The following is a 12,966-nucleotide window of genomic DNA, read 5'->3' on the forward strand; positions in this document are numbered from 1 at the left end:
TCCACGCGCTGGAGAAGGACATCCGCAGCTGGATCGCCATGTGGAACACCGATCCCAAGCCCTACGTCTGGACGAAGACCGCGGACGAAATCCTCGAACGCCTCGCCAGTTATCTGAACAGAATTCCCGACTCAGAAGACTAGGGCGTGTTTCGAAAGTCCCGTCTGCCCGGCGGCGTCTGGCACGCATGCTCGCCGCGTTGTCGGGCTCGCCCCGATACAACCAGTACCGGGGCGACCCTCCGCCTTGCGATCGCACGCACCAGACGCCGCCGGGCCTGCCCTTCGGGCAGACGACGCTACTTTCGAAACACGCCCTGGGTCCTCTCCGCGGTCGGGATCAGCGCGGGTCCTGGATCAGTGAGAAACGGGCCCCCTCGGGGTCGGCCACGGTGGCCACACGTCCGTGGACGCTGTCCCGGGCCGGATTGACGACGTACCCGCCGAGGCGGACGACCTCGGCGACCGCCTCGTCCGCGTCGGCCACCTCGAAGTACGTCATCCAGTGGGGCCCACGATCCCGGGGCAGCGTGTTGCCCACGCCCTGGATGCCGGCGACCGGACGGCCTGCGACGCGCAGCGTGACGTAGTCGAAGTCGGCGGACACCACCGCCTCCTGCTCGTAGCCGAACACCGTCTCGTAGAACTTGGCGACGCCCACGCTCTCGAAGGTCAGCAGCTCGTTCCAGGCGGGGGTGCCGGGCAGGCCGGTGATGTCCGTGCCGAGGTGGGCGGCCGCCTGCCAGATGCCGAAGACGGCGCCGGAGGGGTCGGAGCAGATGGCCAGGCGCCCGGCGTCGGCGGCGTCCAGGGGGCCCACCCCGAGCGTGCCGCCGCACAGGCGCACCGTTTCAGCGGTCGTGTCCACGTTGTCCGAGGCGAGGTAGGGCGTCCAGGCGATGGGGAGGTGACGATCCGGGGGGAGTTGACCGATCCCGGCCACCTCACGGCCGTCGAGCAGCGCCCGCACGTACGGTCCGAGCTGCTGAGGACCGGGTTGGAATTCCCAACCGAACAGCTCACCGTAGAACTCCTGGGTGGCGCCCAGTCCGTGCACCATCAGACTCACCCAGCAGGGTGTGCCGGGCGCGTACCGGGCGTGTGCTTCGCCGTTCAGGCCGGCCGACCCACGTGCCTCGGTCATCGTCACTCTCTCCTCGGCCCCTCGCGGTGGCCGCGTCCATTCCGCCCTCGGCGCTCGAGCCGATGCCCGCACCGCCCGAGGTGCCCATGCTCCGGGCGCGCCGCGGCACCGTCGCCCCGTCCCGGCAGGATGCCCGCCGTGCGGTTCCTCGTCCGTGTCCAGGCGAGGTCCGGCGGGTGTCGATCGGCTGTACGGGATGTGTCCGATCCCGTACGCCTCGTGATCGGGCCTGTCCGGCGGAGCAGAGTAGCCGGACATGGACGACAGGGCCACCCCGTGCGCAAGGATGGTGTCCATGAACGCCATCATCACCGCATCCGAACTCGCGAGCGAGCTGACGGGGGAGAACCCGCCGGTCGTGCTCGACATCCGCTGGCAGCTCAGTGTGGCGAAGGCGGCCGGGGAGCCGCCGTTCGACGGCCGGGCCGCGTACGAGGCCGGGCATGTGCCCGGTGCCGTCTACATCGACCTGGACCGGGACCTGGCCGGCGCGCCCGGCACGCGCGGCCGCCATCCGCTGCCGGACGTGGCGGGGTTCGGCACGGCGATGCGCCGGGCGGGCGTGTCGGCGGCCCGGCCGGTGGTCGTGTACGACGGCGGGCAGGGCTGGGCGGCGGCCCGCGCGTGGTGGCTGCTGCGCTGGACGGGTCACCCGGACGTGCGGGTCCTCGACGGCGGGTTGCCGTCCTGGGAGGGGGACCTCTCGGTTGACGTACCGGCGCCCGCGGAGGGCGACTTCGAGCCGGCGCCCGCGGCCGACGGCCTTCTCGACGCGGACGGCGCCGCGGCCCTGGCCCGCTCCGGTGTGCTGTTCGACGCCCGCGCGGGGGAGCGGTACCGGGGCGAGGTCGAGCCGATCGACCGGGTCGGCGGGCACATTCCGGGAGCCGTCTCCGCGCCGACGAACGAGAACGTGGGCCCGGACGGCCGCTTTCTGCCCGCCGAGGACCTGAAGGACCGCTTCAAGGCGCTGGGGGCTTCCGAGGGCACCGAGGTGGGCGTGTACTGCGGCTCGGGCGTCTCCGGCGCCCACGAGGTGCTCGCGCTGGCGGTGGCGGGCATCCCGGCGGCGTTGTACGTCGGTTCGTGGTCGGAGTGGTCGTCGGACCCGTCCCGGCCGGTCGCCGTGGGCCCCGACCCGCAGTGATCCTCGGAGCGCGACACGTAGGGGAGGGGCACACCGAACAGGTGCACCCCTCCCCTACGTATGAACCTGTGTGCGAACCGATGTCCACGAACCGGCGGCCCCTCGCGGCGAGTCGCCCCTCGGTGTCTTACCCGGCGTCCTACTCCTGCTTCTTGCGCCGGGTGCCGAACACGATCTCGTCCCAGCTCGGCACCGCCGCGCGACGGCCCGGGCGAACCCCGTCGGCCTCGGCCTGACGATCGGTGGCGCCGATGAGGCGGTCGCGATGGCTGCCCACCGAGCGCGGCGGCATGAGGACGTCCGCGTAGGCGGAACCGGCGGACGCGGCGGACGCCGGGGGTTCCTCGGCGGCCGGTTCCTCCGCGGGTTCGTCCGGCTCCTCCGACGGGCGTTCGGGAACGACCAGGTCGCCCCGGAAGCTCGGTACCGCCTCCAGCAGGCTGGTCAGCGAGTCCCGTTCCCGCTCACCGGTGCTCTCCTCGGCCGGCTCGGACGCCTGCGCGGGCAGGCTCGGCCGCTCGAGGGCGCGATCCATCGAACGCTCGCGCGGCAGCCGGGCGATGCGGGGGACGAACGGAAAGCTGGGCTCGGGAGCGGCCAGGTCGTCGGACTCGCCGATCAGCGAGCGCGCCTCGTCGTCGACGGCCTGGACGAGCCGGCGCGGCGGGTCGTACGTCCAGCTCGCGGAGTGCGGTTCGCCCGCGACCCGGTAGACCAGCAGGACTTCCCAGGTGCCGTCGTCGCGGCGCCAGGAGTCCCACTGGACGCTGTCCTTCTCGGCGCCGCGCAGCAGCAGTCGCTCCTGGACGGCCTCGCCGAGCTGGGGCCCCGCGGCGTTCTCACCGGGCCGGCGGACGGGTGTCTTGCGGGCCCGCTCGGCCATGAAGGCACGCTCGGCCAGCACGGGGCCCTCGAAGCGACGGACGCGGTCGACGGGGATGCCCGCCATCTGCGCGACTTCCTCCGCCGTGGCCCCAGCTCTTATACGCGCCTGGATGTCGCGGGGGCGGAGATGGCTCTCCACCTCGATCTCGATCTGGCCGAGGCGGGGACGGTCGCCGCGGACGGCGGCGCGCAGACGCTCGTCGATCGGAAGCGTGTACTCCGTGCTGTCCGCAGCCTTCAGCACCAGCCGTGTGCCGTCATTCGAGACGGCCACGACACGCAGTTCGGGCATGGGGACCTCCCGGGTGGTGCCTGCCGACGTCACGTGCGTCGCTGCTTCCGCTAGTCGAGTGTGGCCTGCCCGGGTGCAGCCTGCCACAACCTTGCCGAGTTGCCCGGCGTGTCGGGCACAGGCCCTGGATCGCCGTTATGGCACGGTTACCTATTCGCCACGCTAAGTGACCAAGTCCGTCACCCTGTGCAACGATTCCCCCTCCTGGCGGTCCAGCAAGGCCCCGGACGCCCTGGCGGGAGACCGGACCCAGGGCTCGCAACAGTACTCCATTTGGGCCACGTGCGTGGATTGGCGCGCCGCCCAACTTCTGGCAAGGGGTGCGACTTGGCCGCCCGCTGCCCGGTTTCCGCGATCTTGAACGTGGCGAACCTCACGCAACCCCCCGAAACGGAAAAAGGTTTCGTCGCCGCTCCGGCCTGAGTGTCCCTCAGGCGGGGGCGACCGCGTCTCGCCGGGTCCGCTACGCCCCCAGAACCCTGCGCAAGTAGTCGTTCTGGAACCGGCGGTCGGGGTCCAGCCGGTCCCGCAGTGCCGTGAACTCCTCGAAGCGGGGGTAGACCCCGGCGAAGTACTCCGCGTCGCGCGTGTGCACCTTGCCCCAGTGGGGCCGGCCCTCGTGCGCGGTGAAGATGCGCTCGGCGGCGGTGAAGTACGCCTGGTACGGCGTGCCCTTCACCATGTGGACGGCGATGTACGCGCTGTCGCGTCCGGACGCGGTGGACAGCGTGATGTCGTCGGCCGGCGCGGTGCGCACCTCGACCGGGAAGCTGACCCGCAGGCCGGAGCGGTCGACCATCGCCTTCAGCTCGCGCAGTGTCTCCGTCACCGCCTCGCGCGGCACGGCGTACTCCATCTCCACGAACCGCACCCGGCGCGGGGACGTGAAGACCTTGTAGGGAATGTCCGTGTAGCTGCGAGCGGACAGGGCCTTGCTGGAGATCCGGGCGATCGCCGGGATCGTGGCGGGCGCCGCCCGGCCGACCCACTGGGCCGCCTGGAAGACGCCGTTGGAGAGGAACTCGTCCTCGAACCAGCCCGCGAACTGCCCCACCGGCTTGCGGGGACCGGCGCTGCGGTTGTTGCGCTTGGTGTTGGTGCTGCCGGTGTGCGGGAACCAGTAGAACTCGAAGTGCTCGTTCTCGGCCCACAGTTCGTCGAAGTCGGCCAGGACCTTGTCGAACGGCATCGGCTCCTCGCGCGCGGTGAGCAGGAAGACCGGCTCCACGGCGAAGGTGATCGCGGTGACGATGCCGAGGGCGCCGAGGCCGATCCGTGCCGCCGCGAAGACCTCGGGGTTCTCCTTCTCGGAGCAGGTGAGGACCGAGCCGTCGGCCGTGACCAGCTCGAGTCCCTTGATCTGGGCGGCGATCGAGCCCGACTCACGGCCCGTGCCGTGGGTGCCGGTGCTGGCGGCTCCCGAGACGGTCTGCTCCATGATGTCGCCCATGTTGGTGAGCGACAGACCCTCGCGCGCCAGGGCCATGTTGAGTCTCTTGAGCGGGGTGCCGGCCTCCACCGTGACGGTCATGTCGTCGCGGTCGACGTCGCGGATGCCGGTCAGCAGCTGAGGACGGATCAACACGCCGTCCGTCGCGGCGATCGACGTGAAGGAGTGGCCGGTGCCGACCGCCTTGACCTTCAGCCCGTCCTCGGCCGCCCGGCGCACGGCCGCGGCCAGCTCGTCGACGGAGGCGGGCGTGACCTCCCGCGCGGGGCGGGCGACGACAGTGCCGCCCCAGTTACGCCACGTGCCGTTCTTCCCGCTCGCTGTGCTGCCCAACGGTGCCTCCCCGACCCGGAGCCGGCCTGCTGAGCCGGCGGTACCCCAGGAAACCGACCGCGACCGCGACGGCCCCGGACACGGCCGGAACCCCGTACCCGGCCCGCGCGCCGGCCGCGTCGATGACCCAGCCGGCGATGGAGGAGCCGAGCGCGACCCCGACCGCGAGCCCGGTGCTCACCCAGGTCATGCCCTCGGTCAGTTGCGCGCGTGGTACGTGCTCTTCGATGAGGGACATGGTCGTGATCATCGTGGGAGCGATGGCCAGACCCGCAACGAACAGCGCCACGGCCAGAAACGGCAAGTTTCCGACCAGTAGGAGGGGGATCATACTCACGGCCATGATGAACACGCCCAGCAGCCAGCGCCGTTCCGGCGCTCCCTCGGGGCGCAGCAGGCCGAACACGAGCCCGGCCGCACAGGAACCGGCCGCGTACAGCGCCAGGACGACGCTCGCGGCGCCCTTGTGGCCCCGCTCCTCGGCGAAGGCGACGGTGACCACGTCGACCGCCCCGAAGATCGCCCCGGTCGCCGCGAACGTGGCCACCAGGACCTGCAGGCCCGGTGAGCGCAGTGCCGTGCCGCGGCCGTGTCGCTCACGCGGATGCGGCTCGGGCTCGGTGGCCCGCTGCGCGGTCAGCCAGAAGACCCCGACGGCGAGGAAGCAGGCCGCCAGCAGCGGTCCCGCCTCGGGGAACCAGGCCGTGGACAGCCCGATGGAGATGATCGGCCCGAAGATGAAGCACACCTCGTCCACCACGGACTCGAAGGAGTACGCGGTGTGCAGCTGTGGGGTGCCCCGGTACACAGCCGCCCAGCGGGCCCGGATCATCGCGCCGAGACTCGGCACGGAGCCGATCCCGGCGGCGCACACGAACAGCACCCAGTCCGGCCAGTCGAAGTGCGCGGCCAGCAGCAGCCCGGCGGCCGCGGCGAGCGCGACCAGCGTGGCGGGGCGCAGCACCCTGCGCTGCCCGTACTGGTCCACCAGGCGGGAGATCTGCGGTCCGATCGCCGCGGCCGCCAGCGCGATGGTCGCCGACAGGGCGCCCGCGAGCCCGTAGCGCCCGGTGAGCTGGGAGACCATCGTGACCACGCCGATGCCCATCATCGACAGCGGCATCCGGCCGAGGAACCCCGCGGCGGAGAAACCCTTGGAGCCGGGGGCGGCGAACAGGGCGCGGTAGGGGCTGGGCACGGAGGTCTCCGGTGGGTCCGGTCACGCGTGCGTGGCGGCTCGGCACGGCGCGAGGTAAGGCGGCTCTACGGGGTTCGGTAAGGCGTGCATGGAGCGCGACGGGGATGGTAAGGCGTGAATGCAGCTCATACAGCTTACGGAGTTAGGCAACCCTAACGCACCCTCTGCGACCCCCTTCGCGCGCGCCCCCGCGCGCCGTCCGGCCCTCCCTCCGGCCGCCCCCGTCCGCGCACCCCTCCCGGACACCCCGCCGTTTCCCGGCTGTCAGTGCCGGGTGGCAGGATCGAGACATGCCAGACGCGCTCGATGCCACCCCTTACGACGCCCTGCTCCTGCTCTCCTTCGGCGGCCCGGAAGGCCCGGACGACGTGGTCCCGTTCCTGGAGAACGTGACGCGCGGGCGCGGCATCCCCAAGGAACGCCTCAAGGAAGTGGGTCAGCACTACTTCCTGTTCGGCGGGGTCAGCCCCATCAACGACCAGAACCGCGCCCTGCTGGACGCCCTGCGCAAGGACTTCGCCGACCACGGCCTGGACCTGCCGATCCACTGGGGCAACCGCAACTGGGCCCCGTACCTGACGGACACCCTGCGCGAGATGGTCGCCGACGGCCGCCGCCGCATCCTCGTCCTCGCCACCAGCGCCTACGCCTCGTACTCCGGCTGCCGTCAGTACCGCGAGAACCTCGCCGACTCGCTGGCCGCCCTGGAGGCCGAGGGCCTGGAGCTGCCGAAGATCGACAAGCTGCGGCACTACTTCAATCACCCCGGCTTCCTGGAACCCATGATCGACGGCGTGGTCCGCTCCCTCGCCGACCTCCCCGAGGACGTCCGGGACGGCGCACACCTCGCGTTCACGACCCACTCGATCCCCATCGCCGCCGCCGACACCTCCGGCCCCGTGGAGGACCACGGCGACGGCGGGGCGTACGTCAGGCAGCACCTGGACGTGGCGCGGCTGATCGCCGACGCCGTCCGTGAGCGCACCGGCGTCGACCACCCCTGGCAGCTCGTCTACCAGTCCCGCTCCGGCGCCCCGCAGATCCCCTGGCTGGAGCCCGACATCTGCGACCACCTGGAGGAGCGGCACGCCGCCGGGGTCCCGGCCGTCGTGATGGCCCCCATCGGCTTCGTCTCCGACCACATGGAGGTCCTCTATGACCTCGACACGGAGGCCAGGGCTAAGGCCGAGGAGCTGGGCCTGCCGGTGCGCCGCTCGGCCACCGTTGGCGCCGACCCGCGCTTCGCCGCCGCCGTCCGCGAGCTCGTCCTGGAGCGCGCCGCGGCCGAGAGCGGCCGGGACGTCACCCCGTGCGCCCTCGGCGCGCTGGGCGCCAGCCACGACCTCTGCCCGGTCGGCTGCTGCCCGGCCCGCGCCCCGAGGCCCGCCGCCGCGGGCGCCGACAGCCCCTACGCGTGAGGATCCCCGTGACCGACCCCCTGCACACGGACCTGCTCAAGCTCGCCAAGGAAGCCGCCCGCCGGGCCGGCGAGCTGCTGCGGGACGGCCGCCCGGCCGACCTCACGGTCGCCGCCACCAAGTCGAGCCCCATCGACGTGGTCACCGAGATGGACATCGCGGCCGAGAAGCTGATCACGGGCCTGATCTCCGATCACCGCCCCGACGACGGCTTCCTCGGCGAGGAGGGCGCCTCCAGCGACGGCAGCAGCGGCATCCGCTGGGTGATCGACCCCCTCGACGGCACGGTCAACTACCTCTACGGGCTGCCCACCTGGGCCGTCTCCATCGCGGCCGAACAGGACGGCGAGAGGGTCGTCGGGGTGGTCGCCATCCCGATGCGCGGCGAGACGTACCACGCGGTGCGCGGCGCCGGGGCCTGGGCGACCGGCCCCTGGGAGGGCGAGCGCGCCCTCGCCTGCCGTCCCCCGGCGCCCCTCGACCAGGCCCTGATCTCCACCGGCTTCAACTACGTCACCGAGGTCCGCGCCCACCAGGCCGACGTGGCGCAGAAACTGATACCACTGCTGCGGGACATCCGGCGCGGCGGCTCCGCGGCCGTCGATCTCTGCGACGTGGCCGCCGGCCGCCTCGACGGGTACTACGAGCGCGGCCTGCACCCCTGGGACCTCGCCGCGGGCGACCTGATCGCCCGGGAGGCGGGCGCACTGACCGGTGGACGCCCCGGAGAGCGCCCCTCACGCGATCTCGCGGTCGCGGGGACCCCGGCCGTCTTCGAGCCCCTCCAGCGGCTCCTGGAGGACTTCGGCGCCTGGCACGACTGAGACAGGTGCTTCGGCACGCGAAGGGGCCCCGGCGCTGGATTCGCCGGGGCCCCTCCGTCGTGCGCTGGAACTGCTCAGACGCTTGACGCGTGGACTTCCACGCCGTGCTCGGCGGCGAGGCGGCGCAGGTCGTCGAGCTCGCCCTGCTCCACCTCGACGAGGAAGTCGTCGCCCTCGTCACGAGCCCGCGTCAGGTCGGACTCGGTCGCCTTTATGCGCTGCAGAAGTCCTGCGGTGAATGCGTCCATGCTGCGCCCCCTCGTCCTGGGTCGTGGGTCGGTGGCACGGGGGTGTGCCGGTTCGGGAAGGGGCGATCACGTCTCCGGTGGATGCCCAGCACGCTGCCCTGCTGGGCGGCGACGGTGCCGGACACCCACGCCCACTCTGCGGCAAGTGGATCGCGGAGTACCACATGGTGCTGCGGCACATGCAGAGCGTGATCGCGGGGTGTAAAGCCGTCCTCCCCCCGCTCCCTTCCGCGGAAACCTCAACCGAACGAGAAAATCTGGCATTCCCGGGCTTCACACCCGTCCTTCATGGCGCCCTCACCCGCCTTACCGCCGACTTATGGCCGAAAAGGGCAGGATGGAAGCACACACCCACCAAGACCCCTGCCCGCGTGCGCTCACGGAGCGCTACGCGGGTGGACACAGGAAGGACAAGCGACGTGCGCGTACTCGTCGTCGAGGACGAGCAGCTGCTCGCCGATGCGGTGGCCACCGGACTGCGCCGGGAGGCCATGGCCGTCGACGTCGTGTACGACGGTGCGGCCGCCCTGGAGCGCATCGGCGTCAACGACTACGACGTGGTCGTCCTCGATCGCGACCTCCCGCTCGTGCACGGCGACGACGTCTGCCGCAAGATCGTCGAACTGGGCATGCCCACGCGCGTGCTGATGCTCACGGCCTCCGGCGACGTCAGCGACCGCGTCGAGGGCCTGGAGATCGGCGCCGACGACTATCTCCCCAAGCCCTTCGCCTTCAGCGAGCTCATCGCACGCGTGCGTGCCCTCGGCCGGCGCACCAGCGTGCCCCTGCCGCCCGTCCTGGAGCGGGCCGGCATCAAGCTCGACCCCAACCGCCGCGAGGTCTTCCGCGACGGCAAGGAGGTCCAGCTCGCACCCAAGGAGTTCGCCGTCCTGGAGGTGCTGATGCGCAGCGAGGGCGCGGTCGTCTCCGCGGAGCAGCTCCTGGAGAAGGCCTGGGACGAGAACACCGATCCGTTCACCAACGTGGTGCGCGTGACCGTCATGACCCTGCGCCGAAAGCTCGGTGAACCACCGGTGATCGTCACCGTCCCCGGCTCCGGCTACCGGATCTGACCCCGTGGCCACGACACCCGCGCCTCCCCAGGCGCCCCCCAAGCCCACCTGGGACCCCAGGAAGCCGCAGGCTCCCTTCCCCTGGCTGCGCCCGACGATCCGCATACGACTCACCCTGCTGTACGGCGGGATGTTCCTGATCGCCGGCATCCTGCTGCTGTCGATCATCTACCTGTTCGCCGCGAGCGCGCTCAACGTGGGCAGCGAACTGCCTTTCAAGATCATCTCCGGTGAGGTGGCCAGCGACACCTGCAACTTCCCGCTGAAGCCGACCGCGACCGAGCTCAACCACGCGATGTACGAGTGCGTGAACGAGCAGCGCCGGCACGCCCTGGACAACCTGCTCAGCCGCTCCCTGCTGGCGCTGCTCGGCCTCGCGATCATCGCCTTCGCCTTCGGCTACGCCATGGCGGGCCGTGTGCTCGCGCCGCTCGGCAGGATCCTGCGCACCGCCCGCTCGGTCGCCGGCTCCGACCTCTCCCGCCGTATCGAGCTGGACGGACCGGACGACGAGCTCAAGGAGCTGGCCGACACCTTCGACGACATGCTGGAGCGGTTGCAGCGCGCCTTCACCGCCCAGCAGCGCTTCGTGGGCAACGCCTCGCACGAGCTGAGAACGCCGCTCGCGATCAACCGCACGCTCCTCGAGGTGCACCTCTCCGACCCGAACGCGCCGGTGGAGCTCCAGCAGCTCGGCAAGACGCTGCTCGCCACCAACGAGCGCAGCGAGCAGCTCGTGGAGGGCCTGCTGCTGCTCGCCCGCAGCGACAACCAGATCGTCGAGCGCAAGCCGGTGGACCTCGCCGAGGTCGCCGGGCAGGCCATCGACCAGGTGCACGGCGAGGCCGCGGCCAAGGGCGTCGAGATCCGCGGCAAGCGCGAGTCGGCCGTCGTTCAGGGCAACGGCGTGCTGCTGGAGCGGATCGCCCTGAACCTGGTGCAGAACGCCGTGCGCTACAACGTGCCCGAGGACGGCTGGGTCGAGGTGACCACCGAGGTCCAGCACGGCCAGGCGGTCCTCGTCGTGTCGAACACGGGACCGGTCGTCCCGGCGTACGAGATCGACAACCTCTTCGAGCCCTTCCGGCGGCTGCGTACGGAGCGCACGGGGAGCGACAAGGGCGTGGGGCTCGGCCTGTCCATCGTGCGGTCCGTGGCCCGGGCGCACGGCGGCCACATCACCGCTCAGCCGCGTGAAGGGGGAGGGCTCATGATGCGCGTCATGCTCCCTCTCTGAGATCATGTCGCCGACACACGCGGGGTTGTTCGCTTTGCGCGGAATTTTCGGGGCTGTGACGCAGCTCCCGCATGTGTGATCGATCACAGGGGCGGTTTTCCGGCCATCTACTCTCCGTGATCATGAGGGACGCTGGAAAGTCCGGAAACTCCGGGTTTTCAGGGGTCCTGATCACGGGAAGTACACGGTGAGGTGCCTTTGAAGTGCGACATTCGGACCGTGTACGGTCCCGATCGCCATCCAACCCGATCACTCGTGAGGAGTCCGGTTGGGTGTCGATTGAGTAACAGACCTTGATGTGAGGCAAAATCTCCGCCTCGAGGCGGGCACAAGTCCGGCCTCTCACGCGTTACGTGCGCTGGAGACACCGCAGACACCCAGAGGGGGAGAGGCGAAATGGCAACCGATTACGACACCCCACGCAAGACCGACGACGATGTCGACTCCGACAGCCTTGAAGAGCTGAAGGCCCGGCGGAACGACAAGTCCGCCTCCGCCGTCGATGTCGACGAGTTCGAGGCCGCGGAGGGCCTGGAGCTGCCCGGCGCAGACCTCTCCAATGAGGAGCTGGCTGTCCGGGTGCTGCCGAAGCAGCAGGACGAGTTCACCTGCATGAGCTGCTTCCTGGTTCACCACCGCAGCCAGCTGGCCCGGGAGAAGAACGGCCAGCCGATCTGCCGCGACTGCGACTGAGGGCGGGTCGGCCGTGACTGGCTCGACCCCTCCTCGGAAGCGCCGTCTCCCTTCGCGGGGAGCGGACAAGGGGCCGTCCGACGGCCCTCAAGGCGTGCGTGACGACGAGCGAGGCTCATCCGGTACGGGAGTGGTCCCGGCAGGATCGGCCTCGCTCGAACCGACGGACGACCGGGGTGACCTCCCGGCTCCGGCGCAGGGCGCCGCGCCCGTCGCCAGGCGACGGGCGGCGGTGATCCGGGACAAGGCCGTGGACCTGGCCAGGGATGGTGTCCGCAAGGGCGGCAGCCGCGCCAGGGAAGGCGTCCGCAAGGGCGGCAGCCGCGCCAGGGCGGGCGTGGCCTACCTCGCCGACCGGATCATCGAGAACGCCCCGAGGATCCCCGTACGGGACCTCCCCACCCTCCGCAGGCAGTTCCCCGGCCTCGGGCCGGAGCAGCTCGCCGACAAGCTCGTGACGGGCGCGGCGAACGCCACCTCCACCGTCGGAGCGGGCGTCGGCGCGGCGGCCATGCTGCCCGTGCCGCCCGCGATGCCGACCGAGATCGCCGCCGAGATCACCGGCGTCGCGGCGATCGAGCTCAAGCTGATCGCCGAACTCCACGAGGTCTACGGCGTGCGGCCGCCGGGGAACCTCAAGGACCGAAGCACCGCGTATCTGCGCGCGTGGTCGGGCGAACGCGGGGTCGACGTGATGAAACCCGCCTCGCTCAACGGCGCCCTGAGCGGCCAGATGAAGCGCGAGCTGCGCCAGCAGATCATGAAGCGCATGGTCCGCGACCTGCCGAACCTGATGCCGTTCCTGGTGGGAGCCGCGGTGGGCGCGGTCATGAACCGGCGGGACACCAAGAAGCTGGCCGCGAAGATCCGGACCGACCTGCGCAAGGTCCAGGTGCCGTGGGACGCCCTGCCCGACCTCCCGCCCCTGGAGAGGCCGGAGCGCCCCCTGCCCCTCGGCGAAGCCCCCGAGGAAACCGGGGACTGAGAAGGGGCTGAGAAGGGGCTGAGAAGTCTTTGCGCGGCGC

General features: G+C 71.1%; 12 protein-coding genes and 1 pseudogene. 8 read left to right on the forward strand and 5 right to left on the reverse strand.

What is annotated here, in order from left to right:
• A pseudogene (locus tag ACPT94_RS36550) lies at positions 1-143 on the forward strand (IS630 family transposase); the annotation flags it as partial.
• 196 nt (positions 144-339) lie between these two features.
• Here the strand turns inward: ACPT94_RS36550 and ACPT94_RS36555 are convergent.
• The gene (locus ACPT94_RS36555) at positions 340-1,143 is read right to left on the reverse strand and encodes a VOC family protein (RefSeq protein ID WP_425247820.1); all 804 of its coding nucleotides are present in this window, start codon (positions 1,141-1,143) and stop codon (positions 340-342) included.
• Positions 1,144-1,438: 295 nt separating this feature from the next.
• Here ACPT94_RS36555 and ACPT94_RS36560 point away from each other — a divergent pair, with 295 nt between their 5' ends.
• Complete coding sequence (locus tag ACPT94_RS36560) at positions 1,439-2,290, forward strand: sulfurtransferase (protein ID WP_360347272.1); 852 nt, start codon at positions 1,439-1,441, stop codon at positions 2,288-2,290.
• 139 nt (positions 2,291-2,429) lie between these two features.
• On the opposite strand, the gene sepH is transcribed toward ACPT94_RS36560, so the two are convergent.
• The 3 genes from sepH to ACPT94_RS36575 form a co-directional block, all read right to left on the reverse strand.
• Positions 2,430-3,467 carry a septation protein SepH gene (sepH, locus tag ACPT94_RS36565; protein WP_360347270.1) on the reverse strand — a complete coding sequence of 346 codons (1,038 nt, stop codon included), beginning with the start codon at positions 3,465-3,467 and terminating at the stop codon, positions 2,430-2,432.
• Between the two features lie 463 nt (positions 3,468-3,930).
• The gene (locus tag ACPT94_RS36570) at positions 3,931-5,250 is read right to left on the reverse strand and encodes a D-arabinono-1,4-lactone oxidase (protein ID WP_360347268.1); all 1,320 of its coding nucleotides are present in this window, start codon (positions 5,248-5,250) and stop codon (positions 3,931-3,933) included.
• Positions 5,210-6,448 carry an MFS transporter gene (locus tag ACPT94_RS36575; protein ID WP_360347266.1) on the reverse strand — a complete coding sequence of 413 codons (1,239 nt, stop codon included), beginning with the start codon at positions 6,446-6,448 and terminating at the stop codon, positions 5,210-5,212. Before ACPT94_RS36575 ends, ACPT94_RS36570 begins: the two co-directional genes overlap by 41 nt.
• 290 nt (positions 6,449-6,738) lie before the next feature.
• Here ACPT94_RS36575 and ACPT94_RS36580 point away from each other — a divergent pair, with 290 nt between their 5' ends.
• Both ACPT94_RS36580 and ACPT94_RS36585 read left to right on the forward strand, forming a co-directional pair.
• A complete protein-coding gene (locus ACPT94_RS36580) occupies positions 6,739-7,866 on the forward strand; it encodes a ferrochelatase (protein WP_360347264.1) in 1,128 nt (375 codons plus the stop codon).
• 8 nt (positions 7,867-7,874) lie between these two features.
• Positions 7,875-8,690: an inositol monophosphatase family protein gene (locus ACPT94_RS36585; RefSeq protein WP_360347262.1), complete on the forward strand. Its 816-nt coding sequence runs from the start codon at positions 7,875-7,877 to the stop codon at positions 8,688-8,690.
• A gap of 74 nt (positions 8,691-8,764) precedes the next feature.
• On the opposite strand, the gene ACPT94_RS36590 is transcribed toward ACPT94_RS36585, so the two are convergent.
• A complete protein-coding gene (locus tag ACPT94_RS36590; RefSeq protein WP_360347260.1) occupies positions 8,765-8,938 on the reverse strand; it encodes a hypothetical protein in 174 nt (57 codons plus the stop codon).
• A gap of 419 nt (positions 8,939-9,357) precedes the next feature.
• On the opposite strand from ACPT94_RS36590, the gene ACPT94_RS36595 reads away from it, so the two are divergent.
• The 4 genes from ACPT94_RS36595 to ACPT94_RS36610 all read left to right on the forward strand — a co-directional run bounded on the left by ACPT94_RS36595 (position 9,358) and on the right by ACPT94_RS36610 (position 12,926).
• Positions 9,358-10,011 carry a response regulator transcription factor gene (locus tag ACPT94_RS36595; protein WP_003993508.1) on the forward strand — a complete coding sequence of 218 codons (654 nt, stop codon included), beginning with the start codon at positions 9,358-9,360 and terminating at the stop codon, positions 10,009-10,011.
• A gap of 4 nt (positions 10,012-10,015) precedes the next feature.
• The gene (locus tag ACPT94_RS36600; RefSeq protein WP_360347258.1) at positions 10,016-11,248 is read left to right on the forward strand and encodes a sensor histidine kinase; all 1,233 of its coding nucleotides are present in this window, start codon (positions 10,016-10,018) and stop codon (positions 11,246-11,248) included.
• A 396-nt stretch (positions 11,249-11,644) separates the two neighbouring features.
• Positions 11,645-11,941 carry a DUF4193 domain-containing protein gene (locus ACPT94_RS36605; RefSeq protein ID WP_003993510.1) on the forward strand — a complete coding sequence of 99 codons (297 nt, stop codon included), beginning with the start codon at positions 11,645-11,647 and terminating at the stop codon, positions 11,939-11,941.
• 13 nt (positions 11,942-11,954) lie between these two features.
• Positions 11,955-12,926 carry a hypothetical protein gene (locus ACPT94_RS36610; protein ID WP_360347256.1) on the forward strand — a complete coding sequence of 324 codons (972 nt, stop codon included), beginning with the start codon at positions 11,955-11,957 and terminating at the stop codon, positions 12,924-12,926.
• Positions 12,927-12,966 lie beyond the last annotated feature (40 nt).

The organism is Streptomyces aurantiaciflavus (assembly GCF_049808595.1).
Lineage (GTDB): Bacteria > Actinomycetota > Actinomycetes > Streptomycetales > Streptomycetaceae > Streptomyces.

Excerpts from the sequence above, each read along its gene's own strand:
- ACPT94_RS36555 (WP_425247820.1), bottom strand. The coding sequence starts at position 1,143 with ATGACCGAGGCACGTGGGTCGGCCGGCCTGAACGGCGAAGCACACGCC.
- ACPT94_RS36560 (WP_360347272.1), top strand. The coding sequence starts at position 1,439 with ATGAACGCCATCATCACCGCATCCGAACTCGCGAGCGAGCTGACGGGG.
- sepH (WP_360347270.1), bottom strand. The coding sequence starts at position 3,467 with ATGCCCGAACTGCGTGTCGTGGCCGTCTCGAATGACGGCACACGGCTG.
- ACPT94_RS36580 (WP_360347264.1), top strand. The coding sequence starts at position 6,739 with ATGCCAGACGCGCTCGATGCCACCCCTTACGACGCCCTGCTCCTGCTC.
- ACPT94_RS36590 (WP_360347260.1), bottom strand. The coding sequence starts at position 8,938 with ATGGACGCATTCACCGCAGGACTTCTGCAGCGCATAAAGGCGACCGAG.
- ACPT94_RS36605 (WP_003993510.1), top strand. The coding sequence starts at position 11,645 with ATGGCAACCGATTACGACACCCCACGCAAGACCGACGACGATGTCGAC.